Genomic DNA, 23,672 nt, shown 5'->3' with positions numbered 1-23,672 from the left:
ATGTTATGTTATGTCAACAGATATAGACGAATCAAATATAATTAAAGCAACCGATGTAAAGATATTTCCATATCGGATATTGAAACCAGAAACGGCGGAAAGTATTTTGAATGAAGTCATGGTTTTAGATGGAGTTTTGAGAGTTTTAATTAATGGGGAATCATTGCCTACGGTAGTTAACTTCGGTCCTGCCAGAGGATTGCCGGTTAATCATACTGACAGAAAGACAATCAATGTCAAAGGTAATGACGTACCGCTAAGGGTATCTGTTGGTGAAATAATATTGACTGTCCAATTAGACAATCTTGAAGATTTTGTAGAAAAGGTAGATGAAATTTTAGAAAACACACTAAGTTTCGGATATGATTTGAAAGTCGGTGTTTTCACCAAAACACAAACATCCGTATCAGATTACATGAAATACGGAAAAGGTTTTGAGGATAAAATCGATTCTAGACTTATCGGATTAGTTGATCCAAATGCAAAATCATCAGAAACTGTTAAATATATCAGGTGATTGTAAATGGCATATGACGTACAATTTTATCCTGGGGAAAGTAAGATTGCGGAAAACCGTAAAAAACACTTAAACCCAGATTATGAACTCGAAATACTAAGAAGTATAGCAGATGATGACATAGTAAAACTTTTAAGTCACAGAAACCCAGGGGAAGGTTACAAAACAGTACACCCACCTCTAGATGAAATGGACTTTGAAGCAGATGATATGAAAGACTTCGTTGAACCTATCGACGGAGCTAAAAAAGGAATTCGTATAAGATACGTACAATTCGCAGACTCCATGTATAACGCACCAGCTCAACCATACGACAGAGCAAGATCATACATGAGAAGATTCAGAGGAGTAGATACCGGTACACTCTCAGGAAGACAAGTAGTAGAAATGAGAGAATCAGACCTCGAAGAAACCTCAAAATTATTAATTGAATCAGAATTCTTTGATCCAGCAAAAACAGGTTTAAGAGGAGCAACCGTACACGGTCACTCATTAAGACTTGATGAAAACGGTTTAATGTTCGACGCATTACAAAGATATGTATTTGACGAAGATGAAGGAGTAGTTAAATACGTAAAAGACCAAGTAGGTGTAGAACTTGACGAACCTATATCAGTAGGAGAACCTTTACCAGAAGATAAACTTAAAGAAATCACAACTATTTACAGAAGTGACAACATAAGTTTAAGAGACGACCCAGAAGTTATCAAAGTAGTTGAAGAAATCCACTTCGCAAGAACTGACGGTGGATACGGATTAGAAGTATTCAACAAAGATTTACAAAGTAAATTAGGTGGTAAATAATGGATAATGAGAAAAAATTATTCTTAAAGGCTTTACAAGAAAAATTTGACGAAGACCCTGAAGAACAAAACACTAAATATTACTGCTACGGTGGATGGGAACAATCCGCAAGAAAAAGAGAATTTAATGAACAAGCAGAAAAAGCTATGGAAGCTCGTGGAGGATTACCATTCTACAACCCAGATATTGGGGTACCTCTTGGACAAAGAAAATTAATGGCTTACCAAGTATCTGGAACAGACACATACGTAGAAGGAGACGACCTTCACTTCTGTAACAACTCTGCTATCCAACAATTAGTTGACGATATTAAAAGAACTGTAATTGTAGGTATGGACACAGCTCACGGAGTACTCGAACAAAGACTTGGTGTAGAAGTAACTCCTGAAACAATCAACGAATACCTCGAAACAATCAACCACGCACTCCCTGGAGGAGCAGTTGTACAAGAACACATGGTTGAAGTAGACCCTGGACTCGTTGTAGATTCATACGCAAAAATCTTTACTGGTGACGATGACTTACTCGACCAATTAGATCAGAGATTCGTAATCGACATCAACAAAGAATTCCCTGAAGAACAAGCTGAAATGCTCAAAAAATACATAGGTAAAAAAACATACCAAGTATCAAGAGTACCTACTTTAGTAGTACGTGCTTGTGACGGTGGTACAACCTCAAGATGGTCTGCTATGCAAATCGGTATGAGTTTCATTTCTGCATACAAATTATGTGCAGGAGAAGCTGCTATTGCTGACTTCTCATACGCTGCAAAACACGCAGACGTAGTATCTATGGCTAGTGCAATGCCATCAAGAAGAGCAAGAGGTCCTAACGAACCTGGAGGTGTAACCTTCGGTGCATTCTCAGATATGGTACAAACCAGCAGAACATCTGACGACCCTGCTAAAGTAACATTAGAAGTAATCGGTGCAGCATCACCATTATACGACCAAGTATGGTTAGGTTCATACATGTCTGGTGGTGTAGGATTCACACAATATGCTACCGCAGCATACACCGACGAAATCTTAGATGACTTCATATACTACGGTAAAGATTACGTAGAAACAAACTATGGTGGATTATGTCAAGCTGATGCTTCCGTTGATGTAGTAAAAGACATTGCAAGTGAAGTAACTTTATACGCATTAGAACAATACGAAACCCCAGCAGCACTCGAAGACCACTTCGGTGGATCACAAAGAGCATGTGTAGCTGCAGCAGGTGCAGGTTGTTCAGTAGCATTCGCTACCGGTAACTCAAACGCTGGTGTAAACGGATGGTACTTAAGTCAATTATTACACAAAGAAGGTCACAGCAGATTAGGATTCTACGGTTACGACTTACAAGATCAATGTGGTTCATCCAACTCACTCGCTATCAGAAGTGACGAAGGTCTCATCCACGAATTAAGAGGTCCTAACTACCCTAACTACGCAATGAACGTAGGTCACCAACCTGAATACGCAGGTATTGCTCAAGCACCACACGCAGCTAGAGGAGACGCTTTCACACTCAACCCTCTCATAAAAGTTGCATTTGCTGACAAAAACTTATTATTCGATTGGGCTAACCCAAGAGAATGTATCGCAAAAGGTGCAATCAGAGAATTTATGCCTAGCGGTGAACGTGACTTAATCAACCCAGCTTTATAAGCATTTTTGATTAAGGTGATATGAAGGAATATTTATATATGATGATATACATATATCATTATAGAGTTTCCAAGTAAACTTAAGTATAGTAATATATTCAATAATGGTTTATTAATGAATATGAGCAAGATACGACCAGTATTACCAAGGTAAACTAGGTACGATCTGCATCATCCATAATAAAGCTATTATATACTTTTACTGGGAATAACATAAGGAATTATAATGCTACTTGGGAGTCATTATATTCCTTCATATTATTTCTCTATTTTTTAAAATCTTTTTAAATTCATAACTCATTTTTAACAAAGCCTTTTTAGGTATATTTTCAATTTCAATACAAAATTTCATAATTAACTATTGAATAATGCTTTAAATTATTAAAAAAGAACATCTTTTTGATGCATTTAATCAATTAAGAATCAAGGACGTTGTTATTTCTGGTGTTTAAATTAATGCTTTAATTATCTTATTAAAAAAAAGGTGGTTGGAGATTTTTAGTAAACGTATTTGACGTCATGTTTTATTAATTCATCATCTTCACAGATTATTTCTCCCCTGTTAATTGTCATGATGACATCACCGTTATATTCCATACCTTCAAATGGCGTGTATTTTGCCTGTGTATAAAATTCATCCACGTCTACTTTTCCGTATTTATCCATGTCAATTACACATAAGTCTGCATCATAGCCTTCCTTTATGAATCCCTTATTTTCTATCTTAAATATTCTTGCAGGATTGGCACTGGTTAATCTTATTATCTCATCTAAGCTTAGCTTGTTTTTGTTTACCTGTGATAAGAGCAGTTTCATGGTAACCTCCAATCCCGGTATTCCAGCAGCAGTTGTCCAGGTATCCTTTGTTTTTTCCTCAAGTGTATGAGGTGCGTGGTCTGTTCCGATGCTGTCAAACTTGCATAAATCATCTACACATAACGCATATTTCTTATTTCTAAGTGGTGGATTGGTCTTGGCCTTTGTACCATAACTGTCGTATGTACTGTTATCAAGGAAGATGTGATGTGGGGTTGCTTCTATGCTTATGTTCATGTCTTGTTTATATGCCTCTACATATTTGAGGGTTTGATTGCTGCTAATGTGACATAAATGTAATTGCAGGTTATATTTTTTTGCATAGGTCATGGCCTTATGTACTGATATCAGCTCGGCAATTTCCGATCTTGCCCGGCTGTATGCCTTGCAGTCACTTTTATTGTCGGGGTTTTCCTTTAGTTTGGACGTGTAATAGTTCACCAATTTCTGGTCCTCACAGTGCAGACATAGAAGCTTACCCGTATTCTCAATATGGCTGAACAATTCATTCAACTCATCATCGCTGTATAAATCCATGAAAATCTTGAAGGATGCAGGTTTTTCGGTCATTATCTCATCCACATCCTTTTTTGATTTGACGCCTGCCTGAAGTGCAAAGTCACAGTATGACTTCTTGAGGGCTATCTGTTTTTTTTCTTTGAAATTTTTCAAGGTATCCGTCTGTGGATTGGTATTGGGCATATCGATTACCGTGGTGTATCCTCCGTGTGCTGCAGCCATACTTCCTGAAGCCCAGTCCTCCTTATATGTTAAGCCGGGGTCTCTGAAGTGAACGTGTGGATCTATAAGTCCGGGTATTACATATTTTTCCTTTAAATCTATTATATTGTCACTGGTCAAGTCGGATTTACTTAAAGTTTTTGTAATTTTGGCTATTTTTCCATCTTCTATTATTATGTTTTTTATTTGCTTATCAGAAAATTTACAATTCTTAAGTATCAAGTTGTTCATACTTTCCACCTACTCTAATTCTTATTTAGTTATTAATAGTATTTTAAACATATGTTTAATTAGAGCTCTATGGTAAGTGTGTATTTAAATGATGATAGAAGATTATGTTGAAAATATATTACTTGAAGATAAAAGACAGTTTTATAAGGACTTGGATATGGAAAAAATCGAGATGTCATGTAATAAAAATATCACCCCCGTGATAGCAGATTTCACGGAGTACTCTCCATTGCATAATGGTCATTTATATTGTATGCAGGAGGCAAAACGCCTACATCCTGAAGCGTTATTTGTAGCTATAATACCGGGCTTGTTTGAACGCAACGGTAGAGGACTTCCATATATACTTGATCGTTACAACAGGGCAAATCTGGCAATCAGCTTGGGTGCCGACATTGCTATAGAAGGCCCACCTATGGGAGTTATGGGTTCAGGACAGTACTCGTTGTGTCTGTCATTACTTTTTAAAACATTAAATGCTGATTACATACCACGTGGATACATCAGTCAGGATGCGAAATTTAAAAATATATTGAACTACATAAATAATGGTAAGCCAGTAGCACCACGGCCATACAAAATTATATCAATGGACGATAAAAAAGTGCTGCTTGATGGAAAGCTATCAAATGACGATTACGTTATTGTTTCATTAGCTAAGTCATTAACAAAACTAGATTTTGATTACAAGGGTAAATTTATTTTTATTCCTCGTCTGGAGAATGTCAGTGGTAGTCTAATCAGAGAAAAAATATCCAACAAGGACTTTGACAATCTTGATGACATGCTGCCACAGAACACCATAGATACTTTAAAAAAGGCCATCAGTGAATCCAAAGCCCCATTACATGAATACAGGGCTGAAAGGATTCTATTAGATAACGTCAATACCTTTGACGAAGAAAAGTTATCCAATTTAACACTGATGGACGACAAAACGGTTGAAAATATTATCAACAACCGGCCGTTTGAGGATGTTTCAAGTATATTGGAGAACATATCTCAAGGATTCAGTACCCATAGAAAACAGAGAATACTAAGTGTATTGGAAACAGGTATTTTAAAGGATGAGATACATAAATATATAAATAACTATCCTCAGAAAATTAGAGTATTAGGATATAAAAATGAAGAAACTCTTAGTAAATTTAAAAATAATTTAAATAATAATTCAATAGGAGATAATAAGATAATATGCCAATAGAAGAAAATGATTTTATAAGATTAAACTACACAGGAAAAGTACAGCAAAACGGTGAAGTGTTCGACACAACCTATGAAGAAGTAGCTGAAGAAGCGGGAATCAAAGTTGAAGGTAAAGATTACCATCCAATAGTATTATCAGTAGGTGCAGACCAAGTACTATCCGCTCTACAAGATCAATTAATTGGTTTAGAAGTAGGAGAAGAAAAAACAATCGAAATACCATGTGAAGATGCATTCGGTAAAAAAGATCCAAGTCTAATCCAACTCATTCCAATGAAAGAATTCAAACAACAAAACATCAGACCATTCCCTGGTATGCCTATAAGCCTAGACGGTCAACAAGGTATTGTCAGAACAGTAGATGGCGGAAGAGTAAGAGTAGACTTCAACCACAGATTAGCAGGCAAAGACATAGTATATGATGTAGTAATTGAAGAAAAAATTGAAGATGACGTGGAAAAAATCAAAGGATTAATCGATGTATACTATGGAAATCCAAATATAAACCTGGAAAAAACAGAAGTTGAAATAGAAGATGGCACAGCTAAAATCATACTCGACAAACTAGCAGGATTTGAACAGAGAACAGTTCAAGAAGTTACATTAGCAAAATTCCAAGTAGCACGTGTAGCATATGAAAACATAGATTCAGTTGAAAAAGTTCAATTCATCGATGAATACCAGGAAGTAGTACCTCAGGAAAATGAAGAAGTATCAGATGTTGAAGATGTATTCGGAACAGAAGAAGCAAATGATGCTGAAGTTGAAGAAGAAGTACCTGAAGTATTAAATGAAGATGAGCAATAATCTCATCAACTCTTTTTTTCTTTTAATGTATTGAATATCAATACATGAATATCCCTCAATTAAATAATTTCGGAAGTTACCTCAATAACCTTTTCACATTGAATCAAATCCTCAATGGTGTTAAGTACACTGCCGATATTTTCGTTTTCAATAATACATGTTAATCTATTGTCTTCAACGAAGCTTTCGATGTGATTTTCATTGTCCGGGTACAATGAATTATAAGCAATTTCAGCCAATTGCTTGCTTTTATAGGTGAATACCATTCTAGTTTTAACGTTCATATTAAATTCCTTGGTGTCTTATTATATTAGTATTTGTCCATCTCATTATATTAATAATAGGGGACTTATTTTTTTAAGTGGATATGTTAACCATAAATTTATATAACTGTTTAAACATATTATATACTATTATACTAAATTACATGATGATGTAATTCGAATTCGTAATATTTTTGAGAGAATATATTTATTGTATTACATTTTTACGATGATTTTTTTGATATTTTTTAATATAAAAATATTTAACAGTTTAATTAAGGAGGAAAATTATAATGGTACGTCCATATACAAGAAAAGATTATATTAGGAAAATACCAGCATCCAAAATTGTTCAGTATGATATGGGAAACTTAACAGAAGACTTTCCTTTACAAGTAACATTAGCAGTTAAAGATCATGCACATTTATCACATAATTCTTTAGAGGCTGCTAGGATTGCTGCAAACAGATATTTACAAAGAACAACCGGAAAACTCGGTTACAGATTAAAAATAAGAGTATATCCACATCACATAGTAAGAGAAAATCCTATGGCAACTGGTGCAGGGGCAGATAGGGTTCAGAGTGGTATGAGAGGAGCATTCGGTAAAGCTGTAAGTTCTGAAGCTTTAGTTCGTGCAAATCAAAAAATTATCACAGCTTATGTAAATGTGAAAGATTTCGAAAGTGCTAAAATAGCATTAAACAGGGCTGGAATGAAACTACCTGTAACATGTAAACTTGTCGTCGACAAAGGTAACGATTTAGTTCAGTTCTAATCGCTTTTTTTGATAGACTAATGGATTATTGATGTTTTTAATCAAATTAAACATTTGGAAGTTGCTATTTAATGGGATATTGAATTATCCGTTATATCCTTTATTAAATAATCTTCCTAAACTCATTTAATATAATAATAATGGAAAAATAGAATAGAAGAGTGTTATCAATGAATTATGTTGAATTTTTCAAACAGTTGGGTAAAGATGATATACCTATTGCGGGTGGTAAAGGTGCAAACCTTGGTGAATTGACAAACGCTGGAATTCCAGTTCCACCGGGCTTTGTTGTAACAGCCGGAACGTACCGTGAATTCATTACAAAAACAGGTATTGATAATCAAATCAATGATATGTTAAGTGGTTTGGATATAAACAATACCATTGAATTACAAAAAGTATCCGATCAAATAAAAGATTTAATTATTACAACCAGTATCCCTGATGACATCCAACGTATGATAATAGAAGCATACAATAAATTATGTCTCGATGTGGATATAGAAGATGTTGTAGTAGCAATAAGATCATCAGCAACAGCTGAAGACTTACCTGATGCATCATTTGCAGGTCAACAGGACACTTACCTTAACATTAGCGGAATTGATGATGTAATTGAAAACGTAAGAAAATGTTGGGCTTCCCTATTTGAAGCAAGAGCAATATTCTACAGAGCAGAAAATGACTTTGATCACTCACAGGTATTAATAGCTGTAGTAGTACAACAAATGGTCAACTCCGAAAAAGCCGGAGTAATGTTTACAGTAGACCCTTCAACAGGTGCTGAAGAAATGCTCATAGAAGGAGCATGGGGACTTGGAGAAGGGGTTGTATCTGGTACAGTAACACCGGACACCTGCAGATATGACAAAGTAAACGATGAAGTCAAATCATATCAGGTAAACACCAAGAAAACCATGTTCACTAAAGACCCTGAAACGGGTAAAACAGTACAGATAGATGTTCCTGAAGAATGCAGGGATAAAAGGGTCTTAACCGATGAAGACCTAAAACAGCTAACCCAACTGGGTAGAAGAATACAAAAACACTATCAAGCTCCAATGGATACTGAGTGGGGTATTGAAAACGATAAGGTATACATGCTACAGGCAAGACCTATCACAACATTAGATAACATAACTGAAGTTGAAGAATCATCCGATGATGAAGAAAGAGTAATCATTACAAGAGGATTAGGTGCAAGTCCTGGATTAGTATCAGGAACCGTAAAAATCGTAAGCGACCTTGATGAATTAGATAAAATCCTAGATGGTGACATACTCGTAACAACCATGACAACACCTGACATGGTTCCGGCAATGAAACGTGCAAACGGAATTGTAACAGATGAAGGTGGAGTAACCTGTCACGCAGCTATCATCTCACGTGAATTGGGTATACCATGTGTATCCGGAACAGGTGATGCAACATCAGTGCTCGAAGAAGATACTCAAGTAACCATTGACGGTAAAAAAGGATTGGTATTTGAAGGAGCATTCGCATCAGAAGACTCAACAGATGAACAATCACAACAAACTGTTAATGTTCAATCAGCACCGTTAATAACGGTTACCGATGTAAAAGTAAATGTAAGTATGGCCGAAGCTGCTCAAAAAGCATATGAAACAGGGGCCGATGGTGTAGGTTTACTAAGAACCGAACACATGATGCTTGCTACAGGTACAGTACCTTACAAATTCATTGATGAAGGAAGAGAAGATGAACTTGTACACGTACTGGCAGACGGAATTCTTAAAGTGGTCGATGTATTCTATCCAAAAACAGTATGGTATAGGACATTAGATGCTCCAACCGATGAATTCAAAACCCTAGAAGGTGGAGAAAACGAACCTGACGAAGCAAACCCAATGCTTGGTTGGAGAGGAATCAGAAGAGAAATAGATCAGCCGGCAATCTTAAAAGCAGAATTCAAGGCTATCAAAAAGTTACACCAACAAGGTTACACAAACATTGGAGTAATGCTACCATTATTACACAAACCTGAAGAATTACGCCAAGCAAAAGAAATAGCCACTTCCGTCGGTTTAATACCACACGTAGATGTCGACTTCGGTATGATGGTTGAAACACCTGCATCCGCAATAATCATTGAAGAGTTTATTAAAGAAGGATTGGACTTCGTTAGTTTCGGAACTAATGATTTGACCCAATATACCCTTGCATTAGACAGAAACAATGAATTGGTTGCAAAACATTACACTGAAGCACATCCGGCTGTAATGAAATTATTAATGAGTGTAATTAAAAAATGTAATGAAGCTGGAGTCACAACCAGTATCTGTGGACAAGCTGGCAGTAAACCGGAAATTGTTGAAAAACTAGTTGAAGCTGGTATTGATAGTATTTCCGCTAATACTGATGCAGTTCCAGAAATAAGAAGAATAGTAGCTAAAGTAGAGAAAAAAATCATGCTTGATGCTGCTAAAAAAGTATTGAAAGATAATTAAATATAAAACACTCTTCTCCACCCATTATTTTCTAATTTTAATTTAAGTTTTTCCATTTACTATTCCAATAGTAGTATATTGTCAATTAATCCATTCAAATAGAATAACATATTAACCTTTAAATATATAATATTTAATAAGAAATGATATGGGTTTTATTATTTATGATAGATTTTAATCAATATTTTAGGGGCCTGAAAAAGACCATAGAGGGAAAGGATAATTATTACTTCCTAGTCAACGATACAAATAATGAAATAAGACAACACTATGACTATAATTATCAAAGTTCTATCGACATTCAAAGATTTGCAAAAAGCATTGCTTCCAAGAAAGACTACTTTTATTCTAAAAACATCAACTATGAATTCTTTGTCATACCTGATAAGAGCATAACTGCACGCCAATATCTGCCCTTCGAAACTCCCGAACCAAAAAGAATCACGGATCAATTGGGAGGATTGCTTCATGACTTAAGCAGTGTTATCACAATTGATGACGTGCTTAGAAACGATACGCACATCTCTGTAATGTCTTCACTTAAGCTCACTCCCCACATATTGTCGGTCTTACACGGCACCGAAGCCGAAGAATATGCTCAACAGATAACAGATAAAACTCATGTTGAAATTGTAGATCATAAGGGAGATTTGTTTTTCGTATTCAACTGGTCATATCCTCAGGATGAAAGATTCAAAAATTATGCACACATGCAACTGGAGACTTTGGAATTAAATGATGAATACAAACAAGTGGAACTTGAGGACATACCAGAAGAGTATCGAAGGGTATCAAAAAGAAAATCCGAGTATTACATAAACCCAAACAGCATAAGCAATAAAAAAGCTTTGATATTAAGGGATTCCTCTACAAACTCACTGACAAAGTCCTTCATAGCTTATTACAGGGAAGTATTTTTCTACTGGGACCACTGGTACTTCAATAAACAACTGGTGGAATGGTTCAACCCTGATGATGTAATTGAAATAAGAACTGAAAGGTTTATTGAAAATCCACATTATCCGACAGCTGAAACAGACTTTAAAATAAAACAGGATGTAATACTTAATTTGGAGACAATCGAGTCACATGACAAGAAGTTAAAAGTTAAGTTTGACATCATGGACTACTATAACCGGCCAATCGATACGAAAGTGGACATATACATAAATGACGAACCATTTGTCAGTGATGATACAACCAATTCCATATTCGATAAGTGTTATGACCTATCCTGTTATCCAACTAACAGATACGACCTCAAGGTAATAGTAAACGCCACAGATACAACAAACACATTCAAGTTTACAAGAAGCATACTAGTATCCGAGGACATCAGGAAGTATTTTGCTAATCTGAAATCCTCCATCAAGGGATTGGACAACACATTCTTTTTGGTAAATGACAACACCAATGAACTCTTACAGCATTATGACTTGGAATATGATTCATCATTGGATTTAAGACAATTCAAACAAAGCCTTGAATCAAAAAGGAAATATCTTGCAAAGAAGAATATCAAATTTACACAGTTTATCATACCTGATAAAAGTGTAGTATTAAGAGAATATCTTCCCTTTGAGACAACGGATGCTAAACGTAACTGGGATAGCCTTAAAAATTATTACTATGATTTATCTGATGTAATAGGCAATGATGACTTTTTGGTAAACGATACAAAACTCACCTCACAAGCGGCAGTTAAGGCCGTAAGTTACATATTATTCAAGACATTCAAAGAAAAGTCATTTTCGGAAATTAAAGGCGAAATTCTTGAAAAATTCACGACAAATAAAGTGACACACCAGGGCGATTTATTTACCGATGAGGCATGGTCCTATCCGAAGGATGATGTTTATGAAAAATATTCAAAAATCAATATAGATGAATTATCCTTAATTGCCAAGGACAAGCTAACCCACATGGATATTGACGAGGAATTTCTACAATTTAACAATGTGGCATCAGATTATGTTCACAATCCTGACAGCATCAGCAATAGAAGGGCATTGATTATATGTGACAAGTCAGCCCATCCACTATTTGAGGCTTTCATTGCATACTTCCGGGAAGTATTCTTCTATCATGACTTCTGGTATTTCAACAAGAATCTGATTGATTATGCAAGTTTTGATGTCGTAATCGAAGTCAAGGCAGAAAGATTTTTGGATACGGCACTGACATTCATCATCAACGACAACTCACATGTCTTGATTCCCGTCAAGATCAATGTTAATCAATTTGAACAGGAGGATAATAAACTGACTGTTGAGGTAAGCTGTAGGGATATCAGGAATCTTCCCGTTGATTCGACATTAAAGTTTTATATTGACGATGAACTCTTATGTGAAAGGGAATTGATGCAGGGAAGATGCATATGCAGTTTGAGCGTTGAATATTTGAATGTGGGAAGTCACATATTGAAGTTACGTCTGGAGGAATCTGAGTCCACAAAGGCACGAGTTATCACGAAGGAGTTTGACATAAATTAAAGGGGGTATTTTGTAATGTTTAAGAAGACGCATGATCAGAAGTATATATTTGAAAAACTGGAATCCTTTCATCAAATGGATATGACCTATGACTCTGGGAGAATATTGGGTTCTATGTGTACCAAGCCGGATCCTATTGCATTGGAGGCATTTAGGATGTTTACTGAAACTAATCTTGGTGATGGGGGGCTGTTTAAGGGTACAAGCATGATGGAAGATGAAGTAATCTCATCATTATCAAGGCTTCTTCACTCAAGTGAAGCTTGTGGTCATATCGTTACAGGAGGTACCGAGGCTAATATAATGGCGATGTGTGCTGCAAAGTATATTTTCCAGGAGGATAATGAGGATACTCCCGAGGTAATACTTCCTAGAACGGCTCATTTTTCATTTAAGAAGGCATGTTCGATGTTATCCTTAAAGACTGTTGAAGTTCCGTTGAATGATGAATATAAGATTGACACGACAGCACTTGAGGATTGTATAACAGATAATACCATGGCAATCGTTGCAATTGCCGGCTCCACTGAGTTCGGCTTGGTTGATGACATCCATGAAATATCAAAAATAGCACATTCAAATGATGTGTATCTACATGTCGATGCTGCATTAGGTGGATTCATAATACCCTTCTTAAATTATAGAAATAAGACTCGATTAAACTTTGACTTCAAGTGTAAAGGTGTATCTTCCATAACCCTTGATCCACATAAAATGGGACTTGCACCTGTACCGGCAGGCGGAATATTATTCCGTGAAAAAAAATACCTCGACAAGCTTGCAATAGATGCACCATACCTGACAAAAAATGTACAGACAACCATTGTAGGCACACGTACCGGTGCTACAACAGCAGCTACATGGGCCCTTATAAACTACTATGGAATGGATGGCTATGCAGATATCGTTGAGGGGTCAATTAATCTGACCGGGTATACATATAATAAGCTCAGGCAAATGAAAAACGTCAACGTCATAGTCAAGCCTGAGTTGAATGTCATAGCATTCAATGTGGATGACATGAAGGTAAACGTGTTAAAAGAAGAATTATTTAAAAAAGGATGGAGAGTATCAAATACTGTTAAGCCATATGCAATCAGATTGGTACTGATGCCTCATGTAAAACGTGAACACATCGATGAATTCCTGTCTGACTTGGAAGAGATTATTGGTGGGAGCTAACCCATTTGACATGTTAAATTCCAATATAAGTTTGAAAAATGGGAGGGGTTATCCTCCATAGATGACCTTTATGATTTCCATCTTGTCATTATCGTTGACGGGTTCATCCTCGGTAACGGTCTGATCGTTTAGTTTAACGACAACAGTTTCAATAGGGATATCTTCTCTTTTTAATATATCCTCTACCTTTAGATTTTCTTCATATTCTATTTCTTTAACATCTTTTTTATTGATTAGTGTTATTGTCATATCATATTCTCCTGTCTTTTTTGTTATTTGGTATAATTAAATATATTTATAACATTGTTATATACTTATCCTTGTCATTGCAAAATCAATTATTCTAATCAAGCAGTTGATTGTGAATCACATCCAAAAACTTGCATGATTTACATATCCTGCTACTTGCAGGTTCGCCGCATAATTCACACGTACCGTTCGGCACACTGTGGGTCTTGACATACTCCTTCTTAATGGCGGGCTTAATCTTTTCAAAGTTATTGAGCGTCGAATACATGATGGTCGGATGTTTCAGATTAAGTTCTCTAATAAAGTCTCCTATTTCCATTCTAAATGATTCATGGGCATATGGACAACCATCAAAGTGAACCTCGAATCCGCTTTCCAATACGTACAGTCCAATCTCCTTTTCAGGAATTTCACGTAATGGTTTAATCTTGGGGGTAAAGCGTTTGTCCCGTGATTCGGTCTTGTAACCAATTCTAACCATGTTGGTGATGTTTCCCTCAAGATAATTCATCACAATGCTCTGCGTTTCATCATCCAGGTTATGTCCCGTGGCAAGCTTTGTTGCATTTATGTCCCTTGCAACCTGATTGAACACCTGTCTTCTGAAAACCCCACAGAAAGTACATGCATTCTGGTTATGACCCTTATCTTTTTGAGCATTCATTATCTTATCAATCGTAAAATCATATTTCTCATCAAAACTAACAATATGATGCTTGACGTCTAATTTGCCGGCCACATCCTTGGCAATACGTACTCCTTCCTCACGATAACCGCCAATACCCTCATCAATGGTCACGGCTTCCAATTCTATGATGCCCTTCTTTTTTAGAATATTAAGAATGTTTAAAAGTGCAACACTGTCCTTTCCACCGGATAATCCTACAAGAACCTTATCGCCCTTGGTGATTAACTTGTTCTTTTTAATGGTTTTAAGTACCTTTTTTTCAATAGAATCCCTAAAACAACTGCTACATAGCTTTTGACCATTATATTTTCTATTAATCACAACATGTTCATACCCACATTGTGTACAAATGTTATCTGTCAATATTAACAATCCTTATCTTTTTTTCTTATAATAATTTTTCTTAATCAATCTTAATTAATTTATTGCAACGCATAATATTTTTTTTTAAGTAGGGATGGATACATCCTTTCTTACATAATGTGACCAAAACAAAGTATGGTTAACAACATCCGATAACTAAAGCATAATCATCAAAAGACATGAAAATCCTGCACATACTGTTTGTTTAACTTCAATGCGGTCTCGGCCTTCTGCAGTTCCATGCCCATATATGCGGCGTGTTCAAGCCTGCTAATCATATCCCTTCTAAGAATTTCCTCATAGATGTCACGGGCACACCGGCCATAAATTACGGATGTCTTCTTATAGTTGACATAATAAATGGCCTTTATATATCCATCCTCAACAATTATCTTAAAACTTCCCTTTCTATCGGGTATGAACTTTCCATCTCCATATGCTTCAATCTTTTCCAAACCGTCAGTATCGATTTTTGCATCATCCTTTCTGTAAGCATCCTTAAGTTGAATAAGATTGATTCCAATATTTTTAGGAATACTATTTTTATATTTTGATATAAACATCATATGGGATGCAGTTTTCAATTCACTTATTGCATTTTTAGTCTTTAGGCTAGCCTCTGGTGTAAACAATATGCACATCTTCAGTTCCATTGCTATAGCCGCAAGGAGTGCATGAACGCCCTGACTATCAGCATCAAGCAGCTCTGACACATTACCCACTCCAAAAAACATGGGCTTTAATGGATTTTGTCTTCTATATAGAGAGTACGCATCAAGGGATTTTACTAGTGATGGACTGTTAATCGGGTCAAGCAATAAATCCGCTATCGTGGTAATGCTTTCACATTTTTTATCCAATAATTCAAGGGATTTGACCTTATCCTCGGGACTTGAGGGTATGTGATTTTTCGAATAATCCGTCGGTATGATGACTGCCCTTGCTTCATAGTCTGCTATGGTAGCGATAACCTTTTTGTAGTTTCCATGATCAAGGCTCAATACCATGTCCGCACCGGCATTCAATCCACTTATAATTTCATCGGGATTCATTGAATCTATACTGACTGGTATGTCATGGTTGTCCTTGATTGTCTTTATCATCTCATAAGCTTTTTTATGATTATTTTCTCCAGCAGTCATTCCAACGTCAATCATATCCGCCCCTGACTTGATGTAGTAGTCCACTTTTTTTAACAGTTCATCTTCTGTAAAACTGGTAGCATTGGCAATTTCTCCGAGAACTCTCATTGGAAAATCCTGCCCTGTAGGACAGTTTCCAATCATAATATTGGACTTTTTATCCAGCAATCCCTTATTTTCATCAGATAACTTGTTGAATTTGTTTATGATGTTCATGCTTTCTTCATATTGTTTTTCCCGTATTAATATGTCGGCGGGGGTTGTGGTTGACAAGTCCATATCGCCTAAGATGTCCAATGTCAATCTTATATCTGCCGAATTGGTCGAACCCTTAACGCAAGGTATATTGATTTCATCCTTAATAGCAATTGCATCCTGTTTCATCAAACCTGGTGTAATAATCAAATCAATGTCACTTAATCCGCAGTCCTTATCAGAATTGATTGACTCAAACACTTTCTCCTTTTTAAGGTGGTATAGAACTAGTTTTGGTGTTATGAATGCTGCAATTGGGATGGGCAGTATTTTAATGTACAATTCATGTTTTTTGTAATCAAAAACATGTTTTATGATGTTGTCTTTGGCGATAGTCCCCGTAACAATTAATATTTTCATCGTATCACTCGTCTTCTACTTACTCTCTGAATATATGTTAATATATTTGAAATAAAATAAAAGCTTTTTTAATTTTTGATTTTTCAAAACCACAAATATAAATATAATAACAAACATAACGATTTAACATGATAAATATAGTCTAGATAATTCTAAATTTTATAATGTTATTATCTATAATTTAAACTATTTTTATTCACATTAAAATATTAATAAGAAGTTTGGAGGAATAATATTCTATGATTGAAATTAGATTTCATGGACGTGGAGGCCAAGGTGCTGTAACCGCAGCAGAGATATTGGCTAAAGCGGTGTTTGAGGAAGGAAAATACACTCAAGCATTTCCATCATTTGGTGTGGAAAGAAGGGGAGCACCAGTTACAGCATTTACAAGAATATCTGATCAGCCAATCAGAAGAAGATATCAGATATACGAACCAAAATATGTTGTAGTTTTAGATGAAACATTAGCAAATGTAGTTAACTTAACTTCAGGATTAAAAGATGATGGTGCAGTATTAATAAATACTGAAAGAACATCAATACCATCATTAGAAGAACAAAATATTAAAACACATGAAGTGGATGCAACAAAAATAGCATTAGACACTATTGGAAGAAACATAGTAAATACTATAATGTTAGGATTCTTATCTGCAAAAACAGGAGTAGTATCAATCGATTCATTACTTAAAATCATCGATCAGACATTCCCTGAAAAGATTGCAAAAACAAACAAAGAAGCTACAGAGTATGTTTACAACTCATGTGTTGACCAAGAATAAGATAATAGGTGAGAATATGGATTCAATAGGTGCAGTTGTAAGAGAACCTGGAAGTTCAAGAAAAAATAAAACTGGAAGCTGGAGAACATTCAAGCCAGTACATGACAGAGAAAAGTGTATAGAATGTGGTATCTGTTACTATTTCTGTCCTGAAGGATGTATCAATTTAGACGTTGAAATAGACTATGATTACTGTAAAGGATGCGGAATTTGTGCAGAAGAATGCCCGGTAAAAGCAATATCAATGGAGAGAGAATAAATGGTTGTTAAAGTTATTTCATCAGCAGAAGCAATATCCGAAGCTGTAAAACGTGCAAGACCAGATGTAATTCCTGTATACCCAATTACGCCACAGACAAAAATATCCGAAAAACTAGCGGACTACGTTGCAGATGGTGAATTGGATGCTCATTACATTAAAGTAGAATCAGAACACAGTGCAATGAGTGCAGCTATAGGTGCATCAGGTGCTGGTGTAAGAGTATTTACAGCAACTTCAAGTCAGGGACTGGCATACATGCACGAACCAGTCTTCGCGGCAGCAGGTATGAGAGTTCCTATAGTAATGGCAGATGTAAACCGTGCATTGTCATCACCAATCAACATATGGAACGATCAACAGGATTCATTAGCTGAACGTGACGCCGGATGGATACAAATCTATGCAGAAACCGGACAGGAAGCATTCGATACAACAATACAGGCATTCAAAATTGCCGAAAACAAGGATGTACTACTGCCTGTAATGGTATGTGTAGACGGATTTATCCTAACACACACAGTAGACCCTGTAGAATTAATCACACAGGAAGATGTGGATGAATTCCTACCACCATACGTACCTGAACATTCCTACCTAGATCCTAAAGATCCAATGAGTTTAGGAACACTCGCAGATCCAGCTCATTACATGGAAATAAGATATGATATCGAAAAGGCACTACAAAATTCATTATCAGTAATCGAAGAAGTGGGAAAAGAATACGGAGAAAAATTCGGCAGAACATACGGTTTAATAGAAGAATACAAATCAGAAGATGCTGAAATTATACTCATAGCAATGGGTTCATTATGTGACACCATAAAGGATGTAGTCGACGAACGCCGTGAAAATGGTGAAAAAGTCGGTTTAATCAGAGTAAGAGTATACAGACCATTCCCAAAAGATGCTCTTAAGGAAGCTGTTGGAGACGCCAAATTAGCAGTAATAGACAAAGACGTGTCATTCAGTTCAGGTGGGGCATTATACTTAGATACAAAATCAACAGTAAATAATGATACATACAATTACATCGTAGGATTAGGTGGACGTGACATAACACCTAAAGAAATAGATGAAATCATCGAAAAAACCAAAAATCCACAAAACGATGTAGAATGGATTGGATTAAAGGAGTAAGATAATATGATAGATATTGATCCAAAAGAATATTTAGCACCAGGACACCGTGCATGTGCAGGTTGTGGTGCAACCATTGCAGTAAGATTAGCACTAAAAGCATTAGGTCCAAACACTGTGGCAGTATCTGCAACAGGATGTCTTGAAGTAGTTACTTCACCATATCCAGAAACATCATGGGAAATACCATGGATACACGTGGCATTCGAAAATGCTTCAGCAGTAGCTAGTGGTGTGGAAGAAGCACTTAAAGCAAAAGGATTGGATGATGTAAACATAATAGTAATCGGTGGTGACGGAGGAACAACAGATATCGGTCTTCAATCATTATCAGGGGCTATGGAAAGAGGACAAAACATCATATACATGTGTTATGATAACGAAGCATACATGAACACAGGTATTCAAAGAAGTAGTTCAACACCATACGGTGCAAGTACAACAACATCACCTGCAGGTAAGAAAAGCTTCGGTGAAGACAAGTTCAAAAAGGACATGGCTTCAATCATGGCCGGTCATGGAATACCATACGTGGCAACAGCATGTGTATCCGAACCAAAAGACTTGATGGACAAAGTCAAAAAGGCATCCCAAATTAAGGGTCCTGCATACATCCACGTATTACAGCCATGTGCAACCGGTTGGGGATATGATCCATCAAAAACAATCAAACTGGGTAAACTAGCTGTTAACTCAAAAGCTTGGGTATTATATGAGATTGAAAATGGTGTAATAAGAGTAACCAAGAAAGTAACCAACCCAGTACCTGTAGAGGAATATCTTAGTGCACAAAAACGTTTCAAACACTTAAAAGAAGAACAGATCAAAGTTATCCAAGAACATGCTGATACAAAGTATGCACAACTTGAACAGCTGTCTGAATAAAAATAGTGGACTATAATTATTTTATTCCTCTCAACTATTTTTTTTCCATTATTTGAATTAATTTAAATGCTTTTAATCTCTACACCTCTATTTTCACGTTTTCATTTCAATTATGGATGTAATAATCATTTTTATTCTAAGGTATTGGTTTTTTCATTGTAATTTTTAGTTTTCAGGCGGACAAGTTTTATCAGCAATTGTCCTGTTATGATTTATACAATCCCTTTTTTTCAAAAAAATATTGATAAAAAAGTATATTAATCTCAAAATGAATAATTATTCATAGTTAGTTAAGTATATATACTTAATAAATCACGGAGTCTTTTGATATAAACTCATTTAACTAGGTGTTAGCTCATGGATGAAAAAATAGTCTTAAAGGGAATAACGGACATTGGAATTAAAATTAAGTATGAAGACTTGGATAAACTGGAATATCCAAAAAATGAACTGATTTATTTAATAGTTGAATATGAAAATTTTGATTATGAATTTCTACTACGGGATTTGGATGAAAGTGATAAACTGACCGTCCTGGGCTCAGGTGCATTCAACAAAGAAAAGGGTTATGATAGAACCGGCCCATGGTTTAACAGGTGGAGCTGGACATTTGATGATTCCACGTTATACTATCATGACCCGACATTATACCTGGCAGATGACATCTATGGGCCATGGGGTTTAGGTACGCCAGAAACATGGTACTTAGAAAAGATTTCCATTATAACTGCCAAGATAGCAGAAGTAATGGGAGTACGAAACAATGACATACTCTTCTATGGTAGTTCCGCCGGTGGATTCACATCACTCATGCTATCTATCATGGTTAAAGACTCTGTCTGTCTTGCCGAGGTTCCCCAATTTGACATTACCTCATGGGGATCATTCTGGAGACCTCTAAAGAATGCAAGCTTTGACATGGATGACAAGGAATTTGTAGAAAAGTACGGTAACCGGGTAAGCGTCATGAAGTTAATCCAACAAAAAGAGTATATACCTAACGCATATGTCATGATGGATTGCAGTGCCGAATATGACTTTACAAGACAGTATCTCCCATTCTTTAAGAGACTCAACAATTTCAAATATGACATTAAGGGCAACTCCATGAAGCTCATAATATTCGGTAAGAATATGGGTCACTCTGCTCTACCAAAGGATGTGGTACTGTCCATGATAAGATATGTCCGATTGAATGAATTTTATATCAACAATCCACAAGTAAACCCAAAAATGTACCAGCAAGATCCTAGTAGGTTGGTTCAGGTATGTGATGAATACAGAAGAAAAATCAACCAGTTGAACAGGGAAAACGTTGACAAATCCTTTGAAATATCCTCCCTTGAATCAATGCTTCAGGATAACGGCCAGGAAATGACTTGTGCTACGGATGAAGAAATACCATCTGTCCTTATGGATAAGAAGATTCAGGATAAAAACAAGCTGATTTCATATCTTAACGATATGGTAACGTCATTCAAGGAGGAATTCAAGCGTAAAGACGCTGAAATAGATGACTTGACCACTCAACTGGACAGGTTAAAAGAGGATTCTCTTAGTAAAGAAAAGCAATTGAATGAACTTCTTAAAAAGAAGGATGAGAAAATCCGACAACTGAATGAAAGATTGGATAATCAATAATTCTCCTTTAATATTTTTTGTTGAAGCATTTCACGTAAACTTTTTTTCTATAATTTTTAATATTAGTTTTAACATATCTCATATTAGATACGATTATAAGGATTTTATTAAAATGATTACTCAAAGATTAATAACCGACACAGTTTGCAGATTATACAAACAGGCTGCAATTAAATTACCGGATGATGTTAAAAGTGCCTTGAAAAAAGCAGAAGAAATAGAGGAAAATGATATAGCCAAGTTAAATCTTCAATCCATCTTAAAGAATATATCTCTAGCAGAAGAAAAATCAATTCCAATGTGTCAGGACACGGGTCTGCCAATAATATTTGTAAAGCTTGGAAAGGTAGAAGTAGAAAACCTTGAAGAAGCAATAATCGAAGGGGTAAAAAAGGCCACAGAAGAAACGCCATTAAGAACAAACGTAGTTGACCCATTAACAAGGGTCAATACAGGAAACAATATAGGAAAAGGCATACCACAAATAAACGTTGAATTATCCGATAAACCAGAACTGGAAATAACAGTATTTCCAAAGGGATTCGGCTCCGAAAACAATAATAAAATGAAAATGCTACTGCCTGGTGAAGGAATAGATGGAATAAAGGAGTTCTTCACAGAAAGCGTATTGTCCGCAGGTGGAAAACCATGTCCACCAACACTCATAGGAGTAGGAATCGGCGGTTCATCAGATATGGTGATGAAACTGGCAAAAAAAGCATTGCTCAGGCCAGTAGGAACATACAATGAAGATCCAAGACTTGAAAAACTAGAAAAGGAATTGCTTGAAATAGCCAACTCCACAGGTATCGGACCAATGGGACTTGGAGGTAAAACAACAACACTTGACGTAAAAGTAGAACTTGCAGATACACACACCGCAGGATTACCTGTAGGAATATGTGTACAATGCTGGGCTGCAAGACATGCTACCGAAATCCTTAGGGATGAATAGTTACTCCGGGGTAACTTCATCCATTCATTCAATTTTTTTTTAATACTAATTTTTATCCAAATAATTATAACCCTTATTGAGGTTGGACTGGTTTTCGATATAAAACTGGGTAGTAGCCTCGGTAATCTCAATGGAAATATCACCAATCCTTTCAAATGACTTAACTACCCTGAACAATACAAGATAATATGTTGAATTTTTCTTATCAATCTCATCCTTGGCCATTTGACTTGATATCTTCTTAGTAGCAAGTTTTTGAAGATTGGTAAGCTCACGTTCATACCTGTCCATCTTCTCCTTGATGTTGGCATCAAACTTCAAGGAACTCTTAACAGCCTTTTGAAACATGGTATTGCTCATCTCATACATTTCCTCCAAGACATCAATGACAGGTTCCTTAACATCCTTATTTTCCTCGATAACAAACTTTGGAATATGACAGATATGGTCACCTATACGTTCCATATCATAGGCTATCTCATTGAACATCAACGTATTATTGAATTCAAAGTAGGGATCAAGTGATATGACAGTATCCGTGGATGACTTGATCTTATTATACATATGGTTGGTATTCAAATCCTCGTCCAACGCTTTCTGGGCCAGATCAACATCATTTGTCTTCAAAGCTTCAAATGACCATGCAAACTGTTTTGTAATCTGTTCGCCCATCTCCTTAAGCATCTGCTTGATGAAGAATTCCCCCGAATACTCAGGAACGGAGTGATTGGTCTCATACATCTCGGATACTTCATTGAATTTCTTCAAGTCAACAACATAAGCCTTTTTAATTACCTCATTATCGATAAGTGGTTTAAGAAGCTTTGTCACATATCTCCTGCTGATATTCAACTTGTCAGCAATTTCATCCTGTGTTGAGGGGGCTTCATATAGGATAATGTCCAATATTTCCTTCAATGTATTATTTTTAATATTCTTTGGCATAGTATAACTCACATAAAAATATTTTTTTTACTTGTATGATAT

Annotated in this window: 21 protein-coding genes; 15 read left to right on the top strand and 6 right to left on the bottom strand. The window is 36.0% G+C overall.

Annotation, left to right across the window (positions count from 1 at the left end):
- Window positions 1-10 precede the first annotated feature (10 nt).
- Genes mcrD through mcrA form a run of 3 tightly spaced genes read left to right on the top strand, consistent with a single transcriptional unit; the run spans window position 11 to window position 2,979 of the window.
- The gene (mcrD, locus tag AW729_RS05550) at window positions 11-517 is read left to right on the top strand and encodes a methyl-coenzyme M reductase operon protein D (RefSeq protein WP_112124174.1); all 507 of its coding nucleotides are present in this window, start codon (window positions 11-13) and stop codon (window positions 515-517) included.
- Between the two features lie 6 nt (window positions 518-523).
- A complete protein-coding gene (gene mcrG, locus AW729_RS05545; RefSeq protein ID WP_112124173.1) occupies window positions 524-1,321 on the top strand; it encodes a coenzyme-B sulfoethylthiotransferase subunit gamma in 798 nt (265 codons plus the stop codon).
- Window positions 1,321-2,979, top strand: a complete 1,659-nt coding sequence (gene mcrA / locus AW729_RS05540; protein WP_112124172.1) for a coenzyme-B sulfoethylthiotransferase subunit alpha — start codon at window positions 1,321-1,323, stop codon at window positions 2,977-2,979. The genes mcrG and mcrA overlap by 1 nt, the downstream gene beginning before the upstream one ends.
- Before the next feature lie 497 nt (window positions 2,980-3,476).
- Here the strand turns inward: mcrA and AW729_RS05535 are convergent, their stop codons facing one another.
- On the bottom strand, window positions 3,477-4,766 hold the full coding sequence (locus AW729_RS05535; RefSeq protein ID WP_112124171.1) for a dihydroorotase family protein: 1,290 nt from the start codon (window positions 4,764-4,766) through the stop codon (window positions 3,477-3,479).
- Window positions 4,767-4,854: 88 nt separating this feature from the next.
- On the opposite strand from AW729_RS05535, the gene AW729_RS05530 reads away from it, so the two are divergent.
- Both AW729_RS05530 and AW729_RS05525 read left to right on the top strand, forming a co-directional pair.
- Window positions 4,855-5,970, top strand: coding sequence for a nucleotidyltransferase family protein (locus tag AW729_RS05530; RefSeq protein ID WP_112124170.1), 1,116 nt, complete (start codon window positions 4,855-4,857; stop codon window positions 5,968-5,970).
- Window positions 5,961-6,779, top strand: a complete 819-nt coding sequence (locus AW729_RS05525) for a peptidylprolyl isomerase (RefSeq protein WP_112124169.1) — start codon at window positions 5,961-5,963, stop codon at window positions 6,777-6,779. The genes AW729_RS05530 and AW729_RS05525 overlap by 10 nt, the downstream gene beginning before the upstream one ends.
- Before the next feature lie 59 nt (window positions 6,780-6,838).
- Here the strand turns inward: AW729_RS05525 and AW729_RS05520 are convergent, their stop codons facing one another.
- A complete protein-coding gene (locus tag AW729_RS05520) occupies window positions 6,839-7,063 on the bottom strand; it encodes a KEOPS complex subunit Pcc1 (RefSeq protein ID WP_112124168.1) in 225 nt (74 codons plus the stop codon).
- A gap of 272 nt (window positions 7,064-7,335) precedes the next feature.
- Here AW729_RS05520 and rplJ point away from each other — a divergent pair, with 272 nt between their 5' ends.
- The 4 genes from rplJ to mfnA all read left to right on the top strand — a co-directional run bounded on the left by rplJ (window position 7,336) and on the right by mfnA (window position 13,963).
- Window positions 7,336-7,821, top strand: a complete 486-nt coding sequence (rplJ, locus tag AW729_RS05515) for a 50S ribosomal protein L16 (RefSeq protein ID WP_112124167.1) — start codon at window positions 7,336-7,338, stop codon at window positions 7,819-7,821.
- Between the two features lie 170 nt (window positions 7,822-7,991).
- On the top strand, window positions 7,992-10,289 hold the full coding sequence (ppsA, locus tag AW729_RS05510) for a phosphoenolpyruvate synthase (protein ID WP_112124166.1): 2,298 nt from the start codon (window positions 7,992-7,994) through the stop codon (window positions 10,287-10,289).
- Window positions 10,290-10,453: 164 nt separating this feature from the next.
- Entirely contained in the window at window positions 10,454-12,781 is a 2,328-nt protein-coding gene (locus AW729_RS05505) for a hypothetical protein (protein ID WP_112124165.1), read from the top strand.
- A gap of 15 nt (window positions 12,782-12,796) precedes the next feature.
- Window positions 12,797-13,963, top strand: coding sequence for a tyrosine decarboxylase MfnA (mfnA, locus tag AW729_RS05500; RefSeq protein ID WP_112124164.1), 1,167 nt, complete (start codon window positions 12,797-12,799; stop codon window positions 13,961-13,963).
- 48 nt (window positions 13,964-14,011) lie between these two features.
- On the opposite strand, the gene AW729_RS05495 is transcribed toward mfnA, so the two are convergent.
- The 3 genes from AW729_RS05495 to AW729_RS05485 all read right to left on the bottom strand — a co-directional run bounded on the left by AW729_RS05495 (window position 14,012) and on the right by AW729_RS05485 (window position 17,020).
- On the bottom strand, window positions 14,012-14,212 hold the full coding sequence (locus tag AW729_RS05495; RefSeq protein ID WP_112124163.1) for a MoaD/ThiS family protein: 201 nt from the start codon (window positions 14,210-14,212) through the stop codon (window positions 14,012-14,014).
- A gap of 94 nt (window positions 14,213-14,306) precedes the next feature.
- Window positions 14,307-15,263, bottom strand: coding sequence for a TIGR00269 family protein (locus AW729_RS05490; protein ID WP_112124162.1), 957 nt, complete (start codon window positions 15,261-15,263; stop codon window positions 14,307-14,309).
- Between the two features lie 170 nt (window positions 15,264-15,433).
- Window positions 15,434-17,020, bottom strand: coding sequence for a dihydropteroate synthase-like protein (locus tag AW729_RS05485; RefSeq protein WP_112124161.1), 1,587 nt, complete (start codon window positions 17,018-17,020; stop codon window positions 15,434-15,436).
- Between the two features lie 239 nt (window positions 17,021-17,259).
- On the opposite strand from AW729_RS05485, the gene AW729_RS05480 reads away from it, so the two are divergent.
- From AW729_RS05480 to AW729_RS05455, 6 genes are all read left to right on the top strand, one after another.
- Window positions 17,260-17,805, top strand: a complete 546-nt coding sequence (locus tag AW729_RS05480; protein WP_112124160.1) for a pyruvate ferredoxin oxidoreductase subunit gamma — start codon at window positions 17,260-17,262, stop codon at window positions 17,803-17,805.
- A 16-nt stretch (window positions 17,806-17,821) separates the two neighbouring features.
- Window positions 17,822-18,064, top strand: coding sequence for a pyruvate synthase subunit PorD (porD, locus tag AW729_RS05475; RefSeq protein WP_112124159.1), 243 nt, complete (start codon window positions 17,822-17,824; stop codon window positions 18,062-18,064).
- Window positions 18,065-19,204 (top strand): pyruvate synthase subunit PorA, encoded by a 1,140-nt coding sequence (gene porA, locus AW729_RS05470; protein ID WP_112124158.1) that lies wholly within the window; start codon window positions 18,065-18,067, stop codon window positions 19,202-19,204. It begins immediately after the preceding gene.
- Between the two features lie 9 nt (window positions 19,205-19,213).
- Window positions 19,214-20,089, top strand: coding sequence for a pyruvate synthase subunit PorB (porB, locus tag AW729_RS05465; RefSeq protein ID WP_112125242.1), 876 nt, complete (start codon window positions 19,214-19,216; stop codon window positions 20,087-20,089).
- 357 nt (window positions 20,090-20,446) lie between these two features.
- Window positions 20,447-21,730, top strand: coding sequence for a hypothetical protein (locus AW729_RS05460; protein WP_112124157.1), 1,284 nt, complete (start codon window positions 20,447-20,449; stop codon window positions 21,728-21,730).
- Window positions 21,731-21,842: 112 nt separating this feature from the next.
- Window positions 21,843-22,685 (top strand): fumarate hydratase, encoded by an 843-nt coding sequence (locus AW729_RS05455; protein ID WP_112124156.1) that lies wholly within the window; start codon window positions 21,843-21,845, stop codon window positions 22,683-22,685.
- Between the two features lie 45 nt (window positions 22,686-22,730).
- Here the strand turns inward: AW729_RS05455 and AW729_RS05450 are convergent, their stop codons facing one another.
- Window positions 22,731-23,630 carry a PhoU domain-containing protein gene (locus tag AW729_RS05450; RefSeq protein WP_112124155.1) on the bottom strand — a complete coding sequence of 300 codons (900 nt, stop codon included), beginning with the start codon at window positions 23,628-23,630 and terminating at the stop codon, window positions 22,731-22,733.
- Window positions 23,631-23,672 lie beyond the last annotated feature (42 nt).

It is taken from the genome of Methanosphaera sp. BMS, from assembly GCF_003268005.1.
Classification (GTDB): Archaea; Methanobacteriota; Methanobacteria; order Methanobacteriales; family Methanobacteriaceae; genus Methanosphaera.
Note: the sequence above shows the minus strand (reverse complement) of the source record. Positions and strands in the feature narration are given on the sequence as shown.

What these genes read in the sequence shown, in the direction of transcription:
- AW729_RS05495 (WP_112124163.1), bottom strand. Translation starts at nt 14,212, where the DNA reads ATGACAATAACACTAATCAATAAAAAAGATGTTAAAGAAATAGAATAT.
- AW729_RS05530 (WP_112124170.1), top strand. Translation starts at nt 4,855, where the DNA reads ATGATGATAGAAGATTATGTTGAAAATATATTACTTGAAGATAAAAGA.
- mcrG (WP_112124173.1), top strand. Translation starts at nt 524, where the DNA reads ATGGCATATGACGTACAATTTTATCCTGGGGAAAGTAAGATTGCGGAA.
- mcrD (WP_112124174.1), top strand. Translation starts at nt 11, where the DNA reads ATGTCAACAGATATAGACGAATCAAATATAATTAAAGCAACCGATGTA.
- AW729_RS05460 (WP_112124157.1), top strand. Translation starts at nt 20,447, where the DNA reads ATGGATGAAAAAATAGTCTTAAAGGGAATAACGGACATTGGAATTAAA.
- AW729_RS05520 (WP_112124168.1), bottom strand. Translation starts at nt 7,063, where the DNA reads ATGAACGTTAAAACTAGAATGGTATTCACCTATAAAAGCAAGCAATTG.
- mcrA (WP_112124172.1), top strand. Translation starts at nt 1,321, where the DNA reads ATGGATAATGAGAAAAAATTATTCTTAAAGGCTTTACAAGAAAAATTT.
- rplJ (WP_112124167.1), top strand. Translation starts at nt 7,336, where the DNA reads ATGGTACGTCCATATACAAGAAAAGATTATATTAGGAAAATACCAGCA.
- AW729_RS05450 (WP_112124155.1), bottom strand. Translation starts at nt 23,630, where the DNA reads ATGCCAAAGAATATTAAAAATAATACATTGAAGGAAATATTGGACATT.
- AW729_RS05455 (WP_112124156.1), top strand. Translation starts at nt 21,843, where the DNA reads ATGATTACTCAAAGATTAATAACCGACACAGTTTGCAGATTATACAAA.
- AW729_RS05525 (WP_112124169.1), top strand. Translation starts at nt 5,961, where the DNA reads ATGCCAATAGAAGAAAATGATTTTATAAGATTAAACTACACAGGAAAA.
- porD (WP_112124159.1), top strand. Translation starts at nt 17,822, where the DNA reads ATGGATTCAATAGGTGCAGTTGTAAGAGAACCTGGAAGTTCAAGAAAA.
- AW729_RS05480 (WP_112124160.1), top strand. Translation starts at nt 17,260, where the DNA reads ATGATTGAAATTAGATTTCATGGACGTGGAGGCCAAGGTGCTGTAACC.
- AW729_RS05485 (WP_112124161.1), bottom strand. Translation starts at nt 17,020, where the DNA reads ATGAAAATATTAATTGTTACGGGGACTATCGCCAAAGACAACATCATA.
- ppsA (WP_112124166.1), top strand. Translation starts at nt 7,992, where the DNA reads ATGAATTATGTTGAATTTTTCAAACAGTTGGGTAAAGATGATATACCT.
- AW729_RS05505 (WP_112124165.1), top strand. Translation starts at nt 10,454, where the DNA reads ATGATAGATTTTAATCAATATTTTAGGGGCCTGAAAAAGACCATAGAG.
- porA (WP_112124158.1), top strand. Translation starts at nt 18,065, where the DNA reads ATGGTTGTTAAAGTTATTTCATCAGCAGAAGCAATATCCGAAGCTGTA.
- mfnA (WP_112124164.1), top strand. Translation starts at nt 12,797, where the DNA reads ATGTTTAAGAAGACGCATGATCAGAAGTATATATTTGAAAAACTGGAA.
- AW729_RS05535 (WP_112124171.1), bottom strand. Translation starts at nt 4,766, where the DNA reads ATGAACAACTTGATACTTAAGAATTGTAAATTTTCTGATAAGCAAATA.